Genomic DNA, 19,799 nt, shown 5'->3' with positions numbered 1-19,799 from the left:
CGAACCTCGAGCAACGGTAATGCTCGATCACTGACGATTGCATCGTCTGAAGCCTTTAACGTTCTGCAAGCGCTGCGAAGATCGAAGCGGCGACTGCGCGAGGGTCGTCGTGCTCCCAGTAGCGAAGGACCCGCCAACCCGCACTTTGGAGTAGCGCCGTCGTCTCCTGGTCACGCTCAACGTTTCGCGCCAACTTGGCTGACCAGTATTCGGCGTTGGTCCGAGCGACGGTTCCGTGCTCCGGGCAGGCATGCCAATAACAGCCATCGATGAAAACCGCGACGCGGCGGCTGCGAAAAACGACATCTGCCCTCCTGCGTAGAGAGGCCTCAGGACGGCAATCCACGCGATACCTAAGTCCAGCGGCGTGCAGCAGCCTTCGAACCGCAAGTTCTGGACCGGTGTCGCGCGATCGGTTCGCCCTCATCACCTGCTGCGAGGCGGCGGACGACGCCCAGGCCTGGTACCCAGCAGTCACTTGAAGAACGCTCCTGCACGAGGGGAGCGGGGCACACTCCAGTCCCGCGCGTGGTCGAGGGTCGGCACGGAGAGATGCTACCTAGAAGGGCCTGTGCGCAGCCGGCCAAGCGTACGTTCCCTACTCACCGCACACGAGCGTCGCGCCGACGATGTCGACCTCGGTTGCTCCGAGGTGTTGTTCTGCGAGTGGCCACCAGGTCATTGTTGCGATGCCTGGCGATCTGCCGCGCGTCGCAATCCATCGCCTGGAGCGCAGCGGCGCATGACATCGAAAAGTCGCTCCAGCCATACAGCGCGACCCCGAAGTCGCAATAGCTTCACTACTCTGTCGTGTCCAACAAGAGAACGGGGATGCACGTGGTCGCGAGCCGATCGTCGCTAGCGCTGCAGCTTGAACAGGCGGTCGGAAGAGACGTTCTGCACATCAGTGACCCTCGGAACGGGTGGCCAGCTCTCGGGAAAATCCGGATCGATGACAGCGTCGTCTCAGTTGCTCTGTTCGTTAGCCTGGTGGGACCCAGCGGCCGCAACCGGGACCAGGTCGAGCGGCGCTTCCAGAATCCTGGGCCGGACCGGCCCATCGAACACATACCTGGGCACCGATCGCTACTTGTGGGCTTGTGGCTCGACGATGACGCGTCGCATATCGAGTGGCCGATCCTAGTCCTCGCCGACGCACATCGGCGCACTGGAATTCGAACGCGATACTCGGTCTTTGCCACGATGGACAGCCTCAACGAAGCTCTCCAGACCGGTTGGTCGAGCTTCACATCGGGTGCCGGTGAAGTCATCCGGTGCTTCGACGCGCGCCTACTCCCGATCGCGGTTCAGGCAGCTGATGTCAGCGATCAAGCCTGGATCGAAGACGATGACACGCGCGTACAGGACATCGTTGACGCGGCGGGACTCACGTTCGACGACAACCCTCCAGCTGCAAACCGGGCGCGCCGCGCCGCCTCGCGCATCATCCGCGATTGGCGCTTCTCAGCCCGTGTCAGGGAGGCCTACGACGGAATGTGCGCCATGTGTGGTCTGGGACTGAACCTCACCCAAGGAGCACACATCTACCCGGCTTCTGCGCCCGGATCTGATGATGCAGTGTGGAACGGCCTCGCACTGTGTCCGAATCACCACGTGGCGTTCGACCGACACTTGGTCGCTGTGCATCCGCAATCCCGTGAAGTGGTCCTGCACCCTGACTTCTTTGGGTCAGATCAGGCTGCCGTCTTACGGGACTCGACGTACCGACGCCTGGCTGAGCCCTACGACCCCCGAGCACGACCGCGCTCCTCAATGTTCTGGGCGCGCTATGACCTCTATCGGGCGGCTTATGACTGGACGTGAGCGTCAGCAGCGGCAGACCGTCGTCACGGACCTTGATTTCGACCCGTCATCGTCCACCACCACCTATGCTCAGCAACTGATTCTAGTTTGTGCCTGACAGAATCAGTCCGCCGAACGGAGCGCCTGTGAGCAAGCTGGACACAGCACACGGACCATTTGTGGAGCTGATCGACCAAGGTCGAATATTCTACGTGCCGGAGTACCAGAGGGCCTACTCCTGGCGGGCGAACAAGTCCGTCGCTGAGTTATGGAGCGACATCCTTCGACTGTACACAAATGCTATAGATCATGGTCGCACCGACTCCCACTTCATCGGATCTGTCGTCGTCGGCGCGGCCTCGACCAAAGCTTTGGGCCCTGTCGAATGTCCCATCATCGACGGTCAGCAACGGCTCATTACACTCTCCCTTATCGTTGCCGCGATCCGCGACGAACTGGTTGACGATCCGGCTGAGAAGGCGGAGATCACTCAGCAGTATCTTGCCCATTTCAAACAAGACAAGATCTCTTCCTCGCGGGTTCGTCCTGGTGCCGATGATCGCGCGTCCTATGATGAGATCATTCAACAAGGCGATCCCGACAAACGCACGTTGGTCTACAAGGCATATGCCTATATCGTCGACAGGCTGTATCAAGGTCCGACCGAAGAGGACGCTGACCCCGACGTCTCCGAGGACTCAGGGGACAAGGCGGACAGTGCAGACGAGACCGTCAATAGTGACCTTGTCGACGCGGACACTGACTTCGAAGACGACAACCACTCCGACGACGATGGCCAATCTTATGTCGTTTGGGATTGGGAGACACTTTTGTCCGTTGTAGGTACCCAGCTCGAACTGGTCTCAATCTCCGACGTCCCACCTGAGAGCGCCTATCAGATCTTCGCGACACTCAATAGCAAGGGGCTTCCACTCTCGCAGGTGGACCTGACTCGAAACGCGGTGTTCATGCTGATGCCTAAGGGCGGAAAGCGCGCGCATGCCGAGTTTTGGACCCCAATGGAAGCCGTAATGGGCAAGGAACTTCTGCAAGCATATCTCCACACGTGGGTTATCCGACATGGATACAACGTTCCCGCGAAGGAGATATACAGCAGTGCCGTCAAGCTGCTGTCGCCACCCGGCTTCTCTGAAGCGTCTGTCCGAAAGCAGTTGAGGGACATGCACAACGCTGGATGGACATACCTTCTCATCACGCGGCCCAATATTCCATCAGATCGGGCGAAGTTCGGCGCCGGCGTTACCGTGCCAAAGGCGATAGTCGCAGCTCTTGTGCGCCTGCAGGAGTGGGGCGTCGTGCCCATGGAGCCGGTGTTAATGGAGGTGCTCGATCGCTTTAGGGGAGGACAGCTCAAGCAGGCCGATGTTCTCAGAATCCTGAGCTACCTCGAGAGCTTTGTGGTGCGGCGTTTCATCGCGCAAGTGCCACCTAACGACCTTCGAAGCATCTTCGCTCGACTTACCCAGCAAATCCGCCGCAAGACGACAGCCAGCGCGTTCGAGTCTGCGCTCCTTGAAGGCCTCAGCGAGAAGCTTCGACGCTGGCCGACTGATGCGGAGCTGACCGATGCCATGATGCGACGTCCACTATACCGACCTAAGGGTCAACGGTGGACCTTCTTTGTGCTCAAGAGGATCGCCGTCCACCTGGATGGCAAGGAGGCTCCACAGATCGTCATTGGAACCACCCGCGGCGATTACTCGATCGAACACATCCTCCCTCAGTCCTTCCCGGCGGCTTGGCGCATGGACCTGGCATCTTGGGGCGATCCGGACCCGCAGGAGACTTGGCAGACGCTTGTCGACGTGTCGGGGAATCTGACCCTAACCGCTTACAACTCTGAGCTGAGCAATCTACCATTCAATCAGCCCGGCCTAAAGATGGACAAAAGGCGCTGGATCAAGGGAAACCTTCGTTTAGAACTTAGCAAGATGGTGCTCGCGAACCAGCGGTGGACTCGTGCCGAGATTGACCTGCGGTCGACGTCGCTTGCCAAGACGGCGATCACCATCTGGCCACTGCCTTAGAAGGCCGCAACGGAGAAGACCGCCGGGCTCTAGACACCCGAGGTTCAACACCCGCCGACCCATGGTCAGCGGCCTCACCCGCCCCGCGCGGTCGCCAGCGCATCCCAACCACGTTGAGGCTCCTCCCGCTGGCTTCGGCGGCAGCACGGCCGTTAACCATTTCATGATGAACCTGGTCGATGGACGAGAAAAAAACAGCTGTTGTCGTGGCAGGTTCAGTTTCGGCGAGACTCGCGAGCGTGCATCGAAGGTACCGTTATCTGGGACAACCCCGCCCGGGTCCCATCGGTTGCTGGGCCGTCTTCATGGGAGATCGGCCGCCGTAATCTGCACCGGAGGATCCGCCATTAGTTTCCGCCCGATTGGGATGGTCTTCGCGAATCGATCCTGCGTCGCCAGGCCGGTTGCGAACCTCGTGTTCATATTGGGCAAGAGCCATAGCTCGCGGGCAGCGTCGAGATAGTCAGTCCGGTGGGGCAAACCGTTGGCGATATGGTAGCCGACACCGAGGGCGATGACCTCGAAAGATGTGTTCAGAAATGACCCCCGGAAACGCCCTCTTGCAGCGTCCCACTTGCGAAATATCCTATCGCCACCATTGGCCGCCAGTGAAGTGAACGTCTCCACGAACACATCCTCCAGTTGATCCGACCCCTCCGGGTAGTTTGCAGCGAGGTCCACCGCCCAGTCGTCGAGCTTTGTCGAAAAGTCCGCCAAAGCGGCGCGCATCCCGTCCAAGGAGCGATCATGAAGCATAAGGAATCGTAGAACGAGTTCAACGTCAAACTGTTCATCGGTCAGGCGCTCCGTCAGGCCTAAGCAGTCCACGAAGAACTCATTCGCAGCCAGCCGGTTCAACCACGCCAGCGCTTCGGAGTTCGTCCCCGCGATCATCGCGGATCGAATCTCTTGAGGCTCCAGCGTGGAGCCGAAGCTGTTTAGTCTTTGAAATAGATCGAACTTCGTCTTGGGGTCGGAGCTTCGCTTGATTACACGGAGGTCGAGACGCGCTAGGCGGATGTCGAGCTTTTGAGCTTCTGTCAGCCGATTGCCGTCGGCACCCGTCCAACTCATCCCGTCAAGGTGCGGAAGGAACTTGGTTCCCGAGAGAGTCAAGGCTGGGAGCTTGATCCCACCCGTGGCCCTCAATACTCCTTGAAGCTCGAGCAGCGTGCTGACTCGCTGAAGCCCATCGACCAGCTCCCACTTCCCCGTCTCGGCCTGGGAGACGAAGAGTGAGGGCAATGGGATTCCTAACAACACGCTTTCGACGAGTCTGCTCTTTTGCTCCTGGCTCCACCGATAGAGTCGCTGAAATTCGGGGCGGATCTCAAGCACGCCCTCCCGGTACAAATTGGTCAACTCACTGATCGACATGCTAATCGAGTCAGCTGATATCTCAATGCGCGCGTCAGAGATTTCTCTCTCGAGATCGCTCATGAGCCGAGTTCCTCCACGGTGACATCGAAAGCGACACTAGGAAGGTCAGGGAACACCGTAGGCCTAGTCACGCCAAGTGCGCGCAACTCCGTCATGAGCATACTGTGGTCGGTTTCGAAAACGACCTTCGCGAGAACCTCGTCGTTGTCCTGGACTGCAGGTGACGTCTCCAAAGCAGCTCCCTCCTTGCCCATCACCGTGAATGTGCCCTGCTGCGCCACGATCCGCGCGCTGTTGTGCGTCCCATGGAGCGCGACCGGCCACGGAGCAAATCGGGTTTCCTCTGTGCCAGGCGCCCAGGGCTCGATGGCTTCAGAGTTTGTGGAGAGGATGCCAATCGCCTCGCCGTACCCGTCTAGGCGGGAATTTAGGCGGTTGAGGCGGACAGGGTCGAGAATCCAGATCGTCGGCCGACAATCGCCGACTTCACACTCGCATCGCGTCGCGTCGTGGTCTGCCGCAAAATATGCGGCGACTGTTGCGTTTTCGCTCCAGTCGAGAAGGCGCGTCGGGACACCGAAATGTTGCATTGCGAATAGCTGCTCCCAATCGTCCTGCGGGTAGCCCTCGGGCCAGAGGGGAAGGCTTCGCTGACGAAAGCGCGTGATCAGCGCGAGTTCCTTCGCGATCATGTCACTAGCAGAGTAGGGCTCGATCCGCCGGAAGAGAGATGGTCGGAGAAGGCGCCTGTGACAGCCCTGGCCGCGAAACCAATGGCGCGCTGCCGAAAAGTCTTCCAGCACCAGTCTGACGTAGTCTGAGATGGACTGCACGACCTCTTCCTTCACGGTCACGGGGACGACGGTATCGGAGCGAGGCGAGCGCCGTACCGCAATGAGGGAGCGTCTTGCCCAGTCTCGTCTTCCTCTCGGTGTTCATCGCCGTGGGCGGGACTGTGCACGCTTGCGAAAGCATGCCTTGCTGGACGACACGTGCAAATCGGGGTCCGAGTTCTGAGGGATTCGAGCCGCGGGCTTGGCTGATCTTGACCAAGACGCTGGGCAGGTCCGTCGGGACCTCGCCTCGAACGACGAAGGGCAGGTACCCCCTCGGGTACCCGCCCTTCGTTCAAGTCGGGGTGCTCAGCTGCAGCCGCTGGTGCTGCCGCAGCCCTCGCAGACGTAGCAGCTACCGGCCGGGCGCATCTTGGTGCCGCAGGTCATGCAGAGCGGGCTGTCGACTGCGTGGCCGGTGATCTGCTCGAGGAGCTCGGCGGAGGTGTGCGCCGTCTTCGCCGGGGTTGCCGGGACCGAGCGCTCGTTGTGGCCTTCGGAGTCGTGCGATGCCGCCGGGTCGATGGTGGCTTCCTTGGTCTCGAGGCTCGCTTCGCTCGCACCTCGACCAGCGGAAGCGTCGGAGGTCTCGATACGCGAAGGCTCGTTCCTCGCCTCCGCTACTCGACCAACGGAACTGTCCTCCATGAGCTCGGCGGCGGAGCCGGTCTCCTCGATGGGCTCGTAGGAGCCCGTCTCGAGGTGGCGCTGGCGCTCCTCGGCGGAGTAGATGCCGAGCATCGACCGCTGCTCGAAGGACATGTAGTCCAGGGCGAGGCGGCGGAAGATGTAGTCCATGATCGACTGGCTCATCCGGACGTCGGGGTCGTCGGTGAGGCCGGCGGGCTCGAAGCGCAGGTTGGTGAACTTCGAGACGTAGGTCTCCAGCGGGACGCCGTACTGCAGGCCGATCGAGACCGCGATCGAGAACGCGTCCATCACGCCGGCCAGGGTCGAGCCCTGCTTGCCGAGCTTGAGGAAGATCTCGCCGAGCTCGCCGTCGTCGTGGGCGCCGGAGATCATGTAGCCCTCGGCGCCGCCGACCGTGAAGGACGTGGTGCGGGAGGTACGGGACTTCGGGAGGCGCTTGCGGGTCGGGGCGTAGACGACCTTCTCCACGACCTGGACGTCCTTGGTCTCGAGGCTCGCTTCGCTCGCACCTCGACCAGCGGACTCTGCGTCCTTCTTGGCCTTGCCGCCGCCGTCGGACAGCGGCTGGCCGACCTTGCAGTTGTCGCGGTAGATCGCGGTCGCCTTCAGCCCGAGCTTCCAGGACTGCAGGTAGATGTCCTCGATCTCCTCGACCGTCGCCGACTCCGGCAGGTTCACGGTCTTGCTGATCGCGCCGGAGAGGAACGGCTGGCAGGCCGCCATCATCTTGACGTGACCCATCGGGGCCAGCGCCCGCTCGCCCATCGCGGTGTCGAAGACCTCGTAGTGCTCCGGCTTGAGGCCCGGGGCGTCGACGACGTGACCGTGCTCGGCGATGTAGGCGACGATCGCCTCGATCTTCTCCTCGTCATAGCCGAGCTTCTTCAGCGCCCGCGGGATCGTCTGGTTGACGATCTGCATCGAGCCGCCGCCGACCAGCTTCTTGAACTTCACCAGCGAGAAGTCGGGCTCGATGCCGGTGGTGTCGCAGTCCATCATGAAGCCGATGGTCCCGGTCGGCGCGAGCACCGACGCCTGGGCGTTGCGGAAGCCGTTGACCTTGCCCAGCTCGACGACCTTCGCCCACTCGGCCGTCGCGGCCTTGTGCACGGTCGCGTCGGCGACGTGCATCGTGCGCACGGTGTCGTTGGCGGCCTGGTGCTTGCGCATCACCCGGTTGTGCGCCTCGGCGTTGCGGGCGTAGCCGGTGTAGGGGCCGACGATGCCGGCCAGCTCGGCCGAGCGCCGGTACGACGTACCGGTCATCAGCGAGGTGATCGTCGCCGCCATCGAGCGGCCGCCGTCGGAGTCGTAGCCCAGGCCCATCGCCATCAGCAGCGCGCCGAGGTTGGCGTAGCCGATCCCGAGCTGGCGGTAGTCGCGCGTCGTGGCGCCGATCGCCTCGGTCGGGAAGTCCGCGAAGCAGATCGAGATGTCCATCGCGGTGATGATCAGCTCGGTCGCCTTCACGAACAGCTCGGCGTCGAAGGTGTCGTCGTCCTTGAGGAACTTCAGCAGGTTCAGCGACGCCAGGTTGCAGGAGGAGTTGTCGAGCGACATGTACTCCGAGCACGGGTTGGACGCGGTGATCCGGCCGGTCTCGGGGTTGGTGTGCCAGTCGTTGATCGTGTCGTCGTACTGCAGTCCCGGGTCGGCGCAGGCCCACGCGGCCTCGCTGATCTTGCGGAACAGCTGGCGGGCGTCGACGGTCTCGATGACCTCGCCGGTCTTGCGGGCCCGCAGGCCGAACTCGGTGCCGTCCTCGACCGCGCGCATGAACTCGTCGGTGACCCGGACGGAGTTGTTGGCGTTCTGGTACTGCACGGACGTGATGTCCTTGCCGCCGAGGTCCATGTCGAACCCGGCGTCGCGCAGCGCGCGGATCTTGTCCTCCTCGCGCCACTTGGTCTCGACGAACTCCTCGATGTCGGGGTGGTCGACGTCGAGCACGACCATCTTCGCCGCGCGCCGGGTGGCGCCGCCGGACTTGATGGTGCCGGCGGAGGCGTCCGCGCCGCGCATGAAGGAGACCGGGCCGGAGGCGGTGCCGCCGGAGGAGAGCAGCTCCTTGGAGGAGCGGATCCGGGAGAGGTTCAGGCCGGCGCCCGAGCCGCCCTTGAAGATGAAGCCCTCCTCCTTGTACCAGTTCAGGATCGAGTCCATCGAGTCGTCGACGGACAGGATGAAGCACGCCGAGACCTGCTGGGGGGACTTGGTGCCGACGTTGAACCAGACCGGGGAGTTGAACGAGAAGTACTGGTGGACCAGGAGCCAGGTCATCTCGTGCTCGAAGACCTCGGCGTCGGTGTCGGTCTCGAAGTAGCCGTTCGCGACGCCCGCCTCGACGTACTTGCCGACGACGCGGTCGATGAGCTGCTTGAGACCGGTCTCGCGCTCGGGAGTGCCGACGGCGCCGCGGAAGTACTTCGTCGTGACGATCGTCGAGGCGTTGACCGACCAGAAGTCGGGGAACTCCACGCCGCGCTGCTCGAAGACGGTCTCGCCCGTCTTCCAGTTGGTCTGTACGACGTCGCGGCGCTCCCAGGTGATCTCGTCGTAGGGATGGGTCCCCTCGGTGCTGAAGACCCGCTCGATCTTCAGTCCGGGCTGTGCACCCGTGGTCCCTGCTGACGTGCTCGCGGTCTCGGTCATGACGCTCCTGATCCCCCTGCTGTGGACTGCTACTTGTTCAACGTTGGAGCCCGGCAGGCTGCTTCCCCACAACCTGCCGGGCGGTCTGTGTTTTTCAGCCCGACGGGGCCGGTGTGAGCTCGCGCTCGGCGCGCATCATCGAGATCTCCGCCTCGAAGTCGTCCGCGGACTCGAATCCGCGGTAGACGCTCGCGAACCGGAGGTAGGCCACCTCGTCGAGCCGCCGCAGCGGGCCGAGGATCGCCATGCCCACCTCGTGGGCGGCGATCTCCGGGCTGCCGGCGAGGCGGAGCTGGTCCTCGACCTCCTGGCCGAGCCGGGCCAGGGCGTCCTCGTCGACGGGACGCCCCTTGCATGCCTTGCGTACGCCGGACACGGCCTTCTCGCGGTTGAACGGCTCGGTGGCGCCGGAGCGCTTGAGCACGGTCAGCTGCATCAGCTCGACGGTCGTGAACCGCTTCTCGCAGTCCAGGCACATCCGGCGGCGCCGGATCGAGCAGCCGTCGTCGGCGACGCGGGAGTCGAGGACCTTGGTGTCCTGGTGCTTGCAGTAAGGGCAGTGCATGGGACGGTCCTCCTCCCGGACATGACGAAGTAGGCCCTCCGCGGGCCTGCCACTTGCTGTGGATATCTAGTCGTAACCTGTGCACTCCACCGGGTCGTTCTGTGGATGCTCTGTGGATGAACTACATCCTTGTAACTACTAGATGTAGTGGTGACAGTACGCCCGCACCACCACCGGTGCAAGTGGCGGGGCAAAGAGATTTCGCGAGATGTGATCTGGGTCGCGTTCGTGCAGGTCAGGCCGCCTGTCGCCGTACGTCGACCGGCGTGTCGGACCTGAAAGTTCCCTGATTCCGCGGCCGTTGTTGGGACGGGCCGTCTAGGTTCGTCCGAGCCTGAAGGCCTGTTTCCTCCGAAGACTCCCGGGAGCCCCGATGTACCGCACCAACCTCCGACTCGTCGCCGCCGGCGCCGCGCTCGCCAGCCTGCTCGCCCTCACCGGGTGCGGCGGCTCCGACGACAAGTCGAGCGACGACGCCGGCAGCAGCCAGGGCACGAGCAGCTCCGACAGCACGGCGAGCTCGGACTCCTCCGACGACGCCAAGGGCGGCAAGGACGGCAAGGGCGACAAGGGCAAGGGCTCGGACGACAGTAGCGACGGCTCCAGCGACAGCTCGGACAGCGCCGACGACAGCTCCGACGGTAGCGACGACAAGACCCAGGAGCCGGTCCCGCTCCCGAACGCGTTCCCCACCGACGCCGTACCGCCCGTTGACGGCGAGATCGTCTCCGGCAACTACAGCAAGAAGCCGCTGAGCTGGAACGTCACCATCCGGGACGGCAAGAACGTCTCCAAGGAGTACGACGTCGCCGAGAAGCTGCTCACCGACGCGGGTTGCAAGGTGGAGATCGACAAGACCGGGAGCGGTCCCTCCGCCGTGGGCCAGCTGAAGTGCGACAAGTACGACGTCCTGCTCGCCGTGTCGACCGGTAGCGGCGTCGTGGTGACCTACTCGGTCTCGCAGGGGTAACGGATCGGCCGGTCGCCGGAATCTCCTGGCCCCATCAGTCACAATGCGCACGTGAGTTCGGGCAAGCGAGCGGGCGAGAAGGTCAAGGGCGGCTTCCGCCCTGTCCTGCTGCTGCTTGCCGTCGGCATCACGCTCGCCGTGGTGGCCTGGGGCTACCTCGTGTACGCCGCCATCGACTTCGGCTCGACCGCCCGCAAGGACGGCGACGACCAGGCGTGGTTCTACCTCGGCGTGTGCGCCGTCGGCGCCGTCGCCTGCCTGTTCCTCGGCCTGATGCTGGTCGTGCGCTTCTCCCGCGCCATCGGCTGGACGAGCGCCCCGCCGCCCAAGCCGCCCAAGGTCGTCGGCGCGGTCAAGGGCGGCAAGCGCGCCGCTCGCTGAGCGCGCGGCAGCCCTAACGTCCTGCGAATCGCACGTTGGGGCGCGCAGTTCGTAGGACGTTGTGCGCGTCGTCCACAGGGGGGCGGGTCGGCGGTCGCGCTCGAGGGCGATCGGACGGATGCTCTCCGGCGTGACGACACTCCTGACCGGCCCTCGCTGGCGGCGCGCGCTCGCGCTCGCCGACGAGCAGGGTGGCGTCCTCGCCCGGAAGCAGCTGTACGCCCTCGGCGTCACCCGGTCCGAGGTGACCGCGCACCTCCGCGCCCGTCGCTGGCAGCGCGTGACCGACCAGGTCGTGGCAGTGCACACCGGGCCGCTGCCCGAACTCGGGATGCAGTGGGCGGCGGTGCTCCAGGGCGGACCTCGGGCGATGCTCGACGGCGCGTCGAGCCTCCTCGCCTCCGGCTTGCAGCGGTACGACGTCGACCGGATCCGCGTTTCCGTGCCCAAGGGCGCGCGCGTACGCCGTACCGAGCGGTTCGACATCCGCGAGACCCGCCGCCTGCGGCGCACCGACCGGGCGCCTGGTGGCGTCCCGCGAACCCGGGTACCGGTCGCCGCGGTCCGGGCGGCCCTGTGGGCGAAGTCCGACCGTCAGGCGACGTACCTGCTGACGCTCGTCGTCCAGCAGGGCATGGCCCGTCCCGAGCAGATCGGGCACGAGCTGCTGACGGTCCGCCGGCACAAGCGGCGACAGCTGCTGGCCGCCGTGGTCAACGACCTCCTCGGTGGCGTGCGGTCGCTGGGAGAGCTCGACCTGATGCGGGAGCTGCGCCGACGCGGGCTGCCGGCGCCTGCGCAGCAGGTGGTGCGGAGGGGGCGTGACGGGAGGTACTACCTCGACCTGTACTGGCCGGACCTCGGCGTGGTCGTCGAGGTCGACGGCATCCACCACACCTGGGTCGAGAACGTCGTCGGCGACGCCCTCCGTCAGAACTCCCTCGCGCTCGAGCGGGACGTCGTCCTGCGCGTGCCGTTGCTCGGGCTGCGACTCCAGCCCGACGAGTTCTACGCCCAGATCGAGCAGGCGCTGACCGATGCGGCGGCACGGCGTGCGGCCTGAGGATCGTCGTTCTCCACAGCCGGGCCGGTCGTTCTGGTCGCACGGGCGGCTCGGAGGTAGTTTCCGAGCATCCTTCATCTCGGGAGGTCGCCCATGAAATGGCTCCTGCTGTGCACGGTGCTCGTCCTCGGGCTCTCGGCCTGCGACTCGGACGCGGACGGCGCCAACCCCGCCAGCACGTTCTCCCCCACCGCCTCGACTGATGCGACGCCGCCGTCGTCCTCGAGTACGCCGTCGGGACCTGTCGAGCCGAGGCTGCCCGCGGCGGCGAGGACCGCCACGAAGGCAGGCGCCGAGGCCTTCGTTCGCTACTACTGGGACGTCGTCAACTACGCCCAGCTGACGGGTGATACCCGGCTTCTCCGCGGCTTGCACATGCCCTCATGCGATGCCTGTGCAAGCGGCGTCAGTTGGATCGACAGCGTCTACCGGCGCAACGGATCGATCACGGGCACGAACAGACTCGACGCGGCAAGGGCGATGCATCTGGGCGGTGCCGCGCCCTTCTGGATCGTCGAGATGAAGGTGCATGCCACCCGGCAGCGCGTCTCAGGCGCCGGCAAGCTCAACCAGACTTATCCGGCGGGGACCTTCGACGCACGGTTCGTAATCAAGCCAGGCGGACAGAGCTGGAAGGTCACGTCATGGTCAGAGCAGTGATCGCTGGCCTGCTTGCCGTCCTTGTCGTAGGGCCACCGGTCGGGGCGGATGACACCGTGACGCCCGGGCCCGGGGCGTACAACGTCAACGGCGCCGAGCAGGCGCCCGGCTCAGCCGCTCCAGGCGGCGTCACTGACACCGGCGAGTCGGCGCTGCCAAGTGGCGAGTACCACGTCGCTCAGATGTGCAGCGGCACGGTTTGCATGTCCGGGATCCAGTGCGCGGATGGGTCGTACCCGAACTTCGAATGGATCGAGGACGAGACCGGGCGCGTCCTCTGGTCCAACCAGTTCTGTCCAGCCATTGGCGATCGGCCGACGATCACTCCGCCTATGGTCGCCGACGCGTTCCAGCGCATCCCGCTGCCGGCGTCGCCGCTGATCATCCAGCCGCCGGGTGGCAAGACGCTGGTGAACTTCGAGACGAACTTCTACACCGAGCAGCGGCCGCTCGACCGGACGGTGCGGCTTCTGGGGCAGCGGATCGAGCTGCGCATCTCTGTCGCGTCGTACACCTGGCACTTCGACGACGGGGCGGTCCTCAGGACGAGCAAGCCGGGGGCGCCGTACCCGCACCTGCAGATCACGCACAACTACCTGCAGAAGGGTGGCTACCGACCGAGCCTGGACACGACGTACGTGGCGGACTACCGCGTGAACGGCGGGGCGTGGCACACGGTTCCGGGATCGGTGACGATCGAGGGCGATGCGAAGAGCCTGCGCGCCATCGAGGCGCGGCCGGTCCTCGTCGGCTGAGTCAGAAGCACCAGCCGTCGCCCCAGCTCTGCCAGTCGAGGCCCTGCACGAAGAACACGAACGCCGGCAGCACGGCGACGACGCCGATGACGGCGACGCCCGCCCGCTTCCGCGAGAGCCACCAGACGCCTGCCCAGACGGCGACGGCGAGGCCGGCGACGACCGCCAGGCTCAGCAGGCCCTGGCGCGCTTGCGCGGGGATCACCTCGTTGCAGCCCGAGGCGCCGAAGCGGATGAACACGCAGGCGAAGAACGAGACGACCCAGGTGAGAGCCGCGAAGGCGAGCGAGCCGACGTACAGCAGGACAGAACCGGCGGTGGAGGGAGACTCGGTGGAGGTCATGTATCGACGGTCTCGGTCGGGATCGTTCTCCCCCAGAGCACCGCTACTCAGAAATGTTGTGAGGGGCGGGCCGGCAGCGGCCCGCCCCTCACCTTCCCCTGGGCCCAGGGCAGAGGGCCCGTCGTCCGGCCGGGGTCGAGGCGGCGGACGAAGTATTCAGTTGTGCTCGGAGGTTTCGAGGCTCGGCGCCGGGGCGCCTCGCACCTCAACCACCGAGGGCTTCAGTCGCCGACGGGGATCCGGAGCTGCTGGCCGGCGAAGACCTCGCCGGACGTGAGCGAGTTGACGTCGCGGATCTCGGCGACCATGTCGCCGACGTTGCCGTCGGTGGCGCCGTCGGCGATGTCCCAGAGGGTGTCGCCGGGGGCGACGGTCACGACCTCGTAGGGCGCGGTCCCGCTCGGCTGGTCGGTCGCGGCGGAGCCGGCGGCCAGCCAGAGGGCGACACCGATGAGCAGGGCCGCGCCGAGCAGGAGGACGACCAGGCGGCCGCGGCGCGTCAGGCGGACCTGCGAGCGCTGGCTGCGGAACTGGACGCTGGGGGCGTAGGCGGTGCTCATGGTGGACCTCCGGGGGAAGACGGATTTCGCTGTCGAGCTGATGTCTATCGAGAGGCCCCGACACAATCCCGGGGAGCCAGTCGATCAGACATTCGATCGAACATGTGTACGACGTTAGAGCATGCGTTCGAACGAATCAAGGGTCTGTTCGAAATCGTGTTCGATGGACCTGTGGGTCTCGTGACGGTCGCTGCGCGACCTCCTCGACCACCGGGCGCGACCTCCTCGACCACCGGGCGCGACCTCCTCGACCACCGGGCGCGACCTCCTCGACCACCGGGCGCGACCTCCTCGACCACCGGGCGCGACCTTCTCGACCACCGGAGGGGACGACACGCCAGTTCGAACACGTGTTTGAAACGCGGAGGTGATCGGCGTTACTGTCGGTCCACGCCGAGCGCGCAGCGCACGCCAACAGGAAGGCACGCCCATGGCTGGCAAGAAGACCGTGACCGAACTGCCCGACGGGCCGCCGGACGCCACGGGTCTGACCCCGCGACAGCAGCGGGTGCTCGCCACGATCAAGGACAGCATCGAGATGCGGGGCTACCCGCCGAGCATGCGCGAGATCGGTACCGCCGTCGGCCTGACCAGCACCTCCAGCGTCGCCCACCAGCTGCGCACCCTCGAGGAGAAGGGCTACCTCAAGCGCGACCCCAACAGGCCGCGCGCCCTCGAGGTCTTCCTGCCCGAGGTGATGGCGGCCCGGCGCTCGCTCGGCGCGGCCGAGGAGTCGTCGTACGACGAGACCGGCATCGGCGATGTCTCGCCCCAGGCGACCAACGTGCCGGTCGTCGGGCGGATCGCCGCCGGTGGCCCGATCCTCGCCGAGGAGCGGATCGAGGACGTCTTCCCGCTCCCCCGCCAGCTCGTCGGCGACGGCCAGCTGTTCCTGCTCGAGGTCAGCGGCGAGTCGATGATCGACGCGGCCATCTGCCACGGCGACTACGTCGTCATCCGGCAGCAGAACACCGCCGAGAACGGCGAGATCGTCGCCGCGATGATCGACGGCGAGGCGACGGTCAAGACCTTCCAGCGCAAGGACGGCCACGTGTGGCTGCTCCCGCACAACCCGGCCTTCGAACCGATCGACGGCACCCACGCCACCATCCTCGGAAAGGTGACGGCGGTCCTGCGCCGGGTGTGAGGCCCGTCGGGGTCGTCCCGTAGGGTCGTTCGGGTCTGCTCATCGACCCGAAAGGTCTCGGATGTCCCGTCGCGGCCCCCTGCTGCTCCGTGCCCTGCTGTTCGCCTGCCTGCTCGGCCTCGCACTACCCGCCGCGGCGGCGCCGGCGGACGCCACGCCCCACCAGGCGACCGTCGTGACGGCCCAGCCGAAGCCCGACCCGCACCGCGCCGTACGCGCGCAGAAGGTCCTCGACAGCGTCACCGACCTGCTCAACGGGCTGACCTCGCCGGCCAAGGCCCAGCGGGACCTGTCCCTCCAGCTGCGCGACCTGGTGCAGCTCAAGGACGCCCTGTCCCCCGCCGACCGCGCCCGCGCGAACCGGCTGCTCGCCCGCCCGACGGCCAACCCGAACCGGTGCCCGGACGTGCGCTGCTACCAGGGCGCGGACCGGCAGATCTGCAACGACACCATCTGCGTGCACTGGGTGCCCGCCAGCGAGGACCCGAAGAACGCGCCGGTGAGCATGCGGTACGTCCACCGGGTGCTCAAGACCGTGTCCGGGGTGGACCAGAAGTACGTCGCCGCCGGCTACCGCAAGCCGATGTCGGACCGCGGCCGCGGCGGCAACGACAAGCCCGACATCTACCTCGCCCAGATCGGCGACCAGGGGCTCTACGGCTACTGCGCGCCCGAGGGCCCGCGGCACGTGCAGCACGGCAGCATGTGGGGCTACTGCGTGCTGGACAACGACTACAGCCACCGGGAGTTCCCGGCCCACTCGCCGCTGCAGAACATGAAGGTGACCGCGGCCCACGAGTTCTTCCACGACGTGCAGTTCGCGATGGACGCCGGCGAGAACGCCTGGTTCATGGAGGCGACGGCGACCTGGGCGGAGGATCAGGTCTTCGACAAGATCAACGACAACGCCTTCTACCTGCCCTACGGGCCACTGGCGAACCCGCAGATCCCGATCAACACCTTCCGCGGGCTCTTCCAGTACGGCGACTGGATCTTCTTCCGCTACCTGACCGACCGCTACGACACCGAGACCGCGGGCATGAACGACCTCATCCTCAAGATGTGGAAGGCGTGCGCCGGGCAGAAGGCCAGCCACAACTCGCTGCGCGCGATCAAGCTGGCGCTCGGCAAGGACGGCACCAACCTGCCCGACGAGCTCGCCCGCTTCTCCGCCGGCAGCCGCCGGCCGCAGGAGACCTACCACGCCGAGGTGGCCGAGGTCGCGAAGCAGGGGATCAAGTACCCCAAGGCACCGCTCGAGGCCACCCGGAACGTCGGCGCGACGCCGGTGACCCTGACGAAGAGCTACCAGCACCTCACCGCGAGGACCTACCGCTTTACCGCCGGATCGGTCGGCAACCTGACGCTCGACCTCGACTTCGGCACGGCCGGCAGCGCCGGGCGCGCGGTCGTCGTGACCAAGGTGGCCGGCTCGCCGGTGACCAAGCAGCTGGTGACGAGCGGCGGTCCGCAGACGCCCATCGCCTACGACCCCAGCACCACCAAGTGGGTCGAGGTCACCATCGTCGACGGGAAGACCTCGGGCCACGACACCGAGGGCGTCACGGCGACGCTGACCCCCTGAGCCGCTAACCGGCGGTGGCCGCCAGGCGCGCGAGGGCCTGGCGGGCCACCCTCGGGTCGGTCGTCGTCCACATCGGCGGCAGGCTCGCGGTCAGGAACCGGCCGTAGCGGGCGGTCACCAGCCGCGGGTCGAGTACGGCGACCACGCCCTTGTCGTCGTTGGTCCGGATCAGCCGGCCCGCGCCCTGCGCGAGGAGCAGCGCGGCGTGCGTCGCGGCGACCTGCATGAAGCCGTTGCCGCCGGCCTGGTCGGCCGCCCGCTGCCGCGCGCTCATCAGCGGGTCGTCGGGCCGCGGGAACGGGATCCGGTCGATGATCACCAGCTGGCAGGTGTCGCCGGGGACGTCGAGGCCCTGCCAGAGGCCGAGGGTGCCGAACAGGCAGGTGTGCGGGTCCTCGACGAACTGCCGCGCGAGCTCGGGGAGCTGGGCGTCGCCCTGCGCCAGCGTGGTCAGGTGCGGGAGCCGCTCGCGCACCTTCTCCGCCGCGGTCTCCGCCGCGCGGCGGCTGGAGAACAGGCCCAGGGTCCGGCCCTCCGCCGCGTCGACCAGCTCGACGATCTCGTCGAGCTGGGAGGTGCCCAGACCGTCGCGGCCCGGGGGCGGGAGGTGGCGGGCGACGTACAGGATGGCCTGCTTGCCGTAGTCGAACGGGCTGCCCACGTCGAGGCCGACCCAGGGCTCGGCGTCGTCGGGGAGGGCGTCGGTGTCGGGCCCGGAGGTTTCGAGGCTCGGCGCCGGGGCGCCTCGCACCTCAACCACCGGACCGGCGGCGCCTCGCACCTCAACCACCGGACCGGCGGCGCCTCGCACCTCAACCACCGGGCGGGAGGGCGCCAGGCGCTCGGTGGGCTTGAGGCCGACGGAGGCGGCGAGGGTGGTGAAGTCGCCGCCGAGCATCAGGGTGGCGGAGGTCATCACGACGGTCTTGTCGGCGAGCAGCTTGTCGCGCATCGGGCCCCAGACCTGGAGCGGGGCGATGCACAGGTGCGGCGGGAACCGGTCGGTGCCCTCGGTCAGCCAGATGACGTCGGAGTCGGCGTTGGCGGCCATCCGCTCGGCGGTGGCGAAGACGTCCTGGACCATGCCCTTGGCCTGGGTGAAGCCGGCGTCGGCGGCGTCGGAGTCCTGCTGCTTGGGGAACGCGGAGACGCAGGCGCGCGCGGCGTCGCGCACCAGGATCAGCGCGTCGGAGAGGTCCTCGGGGACGGTGTCGAACCGGCCCGGCTCGGCGTCGCCGATCGCGGCGCGCAGGGCATCGGCGGCGTCGTCGAGGTCGTCGGCCTCCTTGCCCTCGACGTACTTGACCGCTCGACGAGAGGCCCGCTCGACCTCCGACGCCCAGAGCTCGTCGGTCGCGGCCTGGGTGACCCGCGCGGTCAGCTCGTGCGCCTCGTCGATGACCACGGCGTCGTACTCGGGGATCATCGGCACGCCCTCGATCGCGTCGATCGCGAGCAGCGAGTGGTTGGTGACGATCAGGTGCGACTTCTGGGCCTTCTCGCGAGCCCGCTCCACGAAGCACTCGTCGCCGAACGGACACTTCGCGGCGCCGAGGCACTCACGGTGGCTGACGCTGACCTGGCGCCACTCCTTGTCGGTGTGCCGCGGCGCGGCGTCCTTCTCGCCCGTACCGCCGTCCTCGGCCTGCTGCTCGGCCCAGCCGCGCAGCTCGAGGACCTTGGCGCCGAGCGAGCCCTCCGGCACCTGGATCAGCTCGCCCTGGTCGTCCGGCGCCCCCTCCCGGATCCGGTGCAGACAGGCGTAGTTGGAGCGGCCCTTGAGCACGGCGTAGGACGCGTCGACACCCTTGCGTCCGCCGACCGCGTCGACGAGCCGCGGCAGGTCGCGCTCGACGAGCTGGTGCTGGAGGGCGAGGGTCGCGGTCGCCACGACGACGCGCTTGTCGTGGTGCAGCGCGGGGACCAGGTAGCCGAGCGACTTCCCGGTGCCGGTGCCGGCCTGGACGAGCAGGTGCTGGTGCTCCTCGAGGGCGTGGGCGACCGCCTCGGCCATCGCGAGCTGGCCGGGGCGCTCCTGGCCGCCGAGCGCGGTGACGGCGGCTGCGAGCGTCTCGCGTACGGCGCTGCTCGGCACGGTCTCCGCGGTCACCGGAGCACCCTAACGGCGTACGCCGACGGTTCTCACCGCGACTCCACAAGGGTCTCGTGACGGTCGCCAGGGCGACCTCCTCGACCACCGGGCGCCGGTCGCCAGGGCGACCTCCTCGACCACCGGGCGCCGGTCGCCAGGGCGACCTCCTCGACCACCCGGCGCCGGTCGCCAGGGCGACCTCCTCGACCACCGGGCGCCGGTCGCCAGGGCGACCTCCTCGACCACCGGGCGCCGGTCGCCAGGGCGACCTCCTCGACCACCCGGCGCCGGTCGCCAGGGCGACCTCCTCG

The 19,799-nt window shown here is 66.6% G+C and carries 17 protein-coding genes; 9 read left to right on the top strand and 8 right to left on the bottom strand.

The window, feature by feature from the left end; genetic code table 11:
- Window positions 1-55: 55 nt before the first annotated feature.
- Window positions 56-478: a very short patch repair endonuclease gene (locus ABD709_RS00830; RefSeq protein ID WP_344771873.1), complete on the bottom strand. Its 423-nt coding sequence runs from the start codon at window positions 476-478 to the stop codon at window positions 56-58.
- Window positions 479-831: 353 nt separating this feature from the next.
- Here ABD709_RS00830 and ABD709_RS00825 point away from each other — a divergent pair, with 353 nt between their 5' ends.
- Window positions 832-1,824, top strand: coding sequence for an HNH endonuclease (locus ABD709_RS00825; RefSeq protein ID WP_344772300.1), 993 nt, complete (start codon window positions 832-834; stop codon window positions 1,822-1,824).
- A 125-nt stretch (window positions 1,825-1,949) separates the two neighbouring features.
- On the top strand, window positions 1,950-3,851 hold the full coding sequence (locus ABD709_RS00820) for a DUF262 domain-containing protein (RefSeq protein ID WP_344771872.1): 1,902 nt from the start codon (window positions 1,950-1,952) through the stop codon (window positions 3,849-3,851).
- A 303-nt stretch (window positions 3,852-4,154) separates the two neighbouring features.
- On the opposite strand, the gene ABD709_RS00815 is transcribed toward ABD709_RS00820, so the two are convergent.
- The 4 genes from ABD709_RS00815 to nrdR all read right to left on the bottom strand — a co-directional run bounded on the left by ABD709_RS00815 (window position 4,155) and on the right by nrdR (window position 9,932).
- A complete protein-coding gene (locus tag ABD709_RS00815) occupies window positions 4,155-5,291 on the bottom strand; it encodes a GmrSD restriction endonuclease domain-containing protein (protein ID WP_344771871.1) in 1,137 nt (378 codons plus the stop codon).
- The gene (locus ABD709_RS00810) at window positions 5,288-6,085 is read right to left on the bottom strand and encodes an FRG domain-containing protein (RefSeq protein ID WP_344771870.1); all 798 of its coding nucleotides are present in this window, start codon (window positions 6,083-6,085) and stop codon (window positions 5,288-5,290) included. The genes ABD709_RS00815 and ABD709_RS00810 overlap by 4 nt, the downstream gene beginning before the upstream one ends.
- A 288-nt stretch (window positions 6,086-6,373) precedes the next feature.
- Entirely contained in the window at window positions 6,374-9,367 is a 2,994-nt protein-coding gene (locus tag ABD709_RS00805; RefSeq protein ID WP_344771869.1) for a vitamin B12-dependent ribonucleotide reductase, read from the bottom strand.
- A gap of 94 nt (window positions 9,368-9,461) precedes the next feature.
- On the bottom strand, window positions 9,462-9,932 hold the full coding sequence (gene nrdR / locus ABD709_RS00800) for a transcriptional regulator NrdR (RefSeq protein WP_344771868.1): 471 nt from the start codon (window positions 9,930-9,932) through the stop codon (window positions 9,462-9,464).
- A 373-nt stretch (window positions 9,933-10,305) separates the two neighbouring features.
- Here nrdR and ABD709_RS00795 point away from each other — a divergent pair, with 373 nt between their 5' ends.
- The 5 genes from ABD709_RS00795 to ABD709_RS00775 all read left to right on the top strand — a co-directional run bounded on the left by ABD709_RS00795 (window position 10,306) and on the right by ABD709_RS00775 (window position 13,761).
- The gene (locus ABD709_RS00795) at window positions 10,306-10,902 is read left to right on the top strand and encodes a hypothetical protein (protein WP_344771867.1); all 597 of its coding nucleotides are present in this window, start codon (window positions 10,306-10,308) and stop codon (window positions 10,900-10,902) included.
- A gap of 51 nt (window positions 10,903-10,953) precedes the next feature.
- Entirely contained in the window at window positions 10,954-11,283 is a 330-nt protein-coding gene (locus tag ABD709_RS00790) for a hypothetical protein (RefSeq protein WP_344771866.1), read from the top strand.
- 130 nt (window positions 11,284-11,413) lie between these two features.
- Window positions 11,414-12,346: a hypothetical protein gene (locus tag ABD709_RS00785; protein ID WP_344771865.1), complete on the top strand. Its 933-nt coding sequence runs from the start codon at window positions 11,414-11,416 to the stop codon at window positions 12,344-12,346.
- 93 nt (window positions 12,347-12,439) lie between these two features.
- Window positions 12,440-13,006: a DUF6318 family protein gene (locus ABD709_RS00780; RefSeq protein WP_344771864.1), complete on the top strand. Its 567-nt coding sequence runs from the start codon at window positions 12,440-12,442 to the stop codon at window positions 13,004-13,006.
- Between the two features lie 56 nt (window positions 13,007-13,062).
- A complete protein-coding gene (locus tag ABD709_RS00775) occupies window positions 13,063-13,761 on the top strand; it encodes a hypothetical protein (RefSeq protein WP_344771863.1) in 699 nt (232 codons plus the stop codon).
- A 1-nt stretch (window position 13,762) separates the two neighbouring features.
- Here ABD709_RS00775 and ABD709_RS00770 read toward each other — a convergent pair whose 3' ends face one another.
- Both ABD709_RS00770 and ABD709_RS00765 read right to left on the bottom strand, forming a co-directional pair.
- Window positions 13,763-14,104 (bottom strand): hypothetical protein, encoded by a 342-nt coding sequence (locus tag ABD709_RS00770; protein WP_344771862.1) that lies wholly within the window; start codon window positions 14,102-14,104, stop codon window positions 13,763-13,765.
- A 221-nt stretch (window positions 14,105-14,325) separates the two neighbouring features.
- Complete coding sequence (locus tag ABD709_RS00765) at window positions 14,326-14,664, bottom strand: LysM peptidoglycan-binding domain-containing protein (RefSeq protein WP_344771861.1); 339 nt, start codon at window positions 14,662-14,664, stop codon at window positions 14,326-14,328.
- Window positions 14,665-15,094: 430 nt separating this feature from the next.
- Between ABD709_RS00765 and lexA the strand changes: the two genes are divergently transcribed.
- Window positions 15,095-15,811 carry a transcriptional repressor LexA gene (gene lexA / locus ABD709_RS00760; protein WP_344771859.1) on the top strand — a complete coding sequence of 239 codons (717 nt, stop codon included), beginning with the start codon at window positions 15,095-15,097 and terminating at the stop codon, window positions 15,809-15,811.
- Window positions 15,812-15,872: 61 nt separating this feature from the next.
- The gene (locus ABD709_RS00755) at window positions 15,873-17,396 is read left to right on the top strand and encodes an MXAN_6640 family putative metalloprotease (RefSeq protein WP_344771858.1); all 1,524 of its coding nucleotides are present in this window, start codon (window positions 15,873-15,875) and stop codon (window positions 17,394-17,396) included.
- A 4-nt stretch (window positions 17,397-17,400) separates the two neighbouring features.
- On the opposite strand, the gene ABD709_RS00750 is transcribed toward ABD709_RS00755, so the two are convergent.
- Window positions 17,401-19,506, bottom strand: coding sequence for an ATP-dependent DNA helicase (locus tag ABD709_RS00750; RefSeq protein WP_344771857.1), 2,106 nt, complete (start codon window positions 19,504-19,506; stop codon window positions 17,401-17,403).
- Window positions 19,507-19,799: the final 293 nt, after the last annotated feature.

Origin of the sequence: Nocardioides panacisoli (genome assembly GCF_039537325.1) — a bacterium.
Classification (GTDB): Bacteria; Actinomycetota; Actinomycetes; order Propionibacteriales; family Nocardioidaceae; genus Nocardioides; species Nocardioides panacisoli.
Note: the sequence above shows the minus strand (reverse complement) of the source record. Positions and strands in the feature narration are given on the sequence as shown.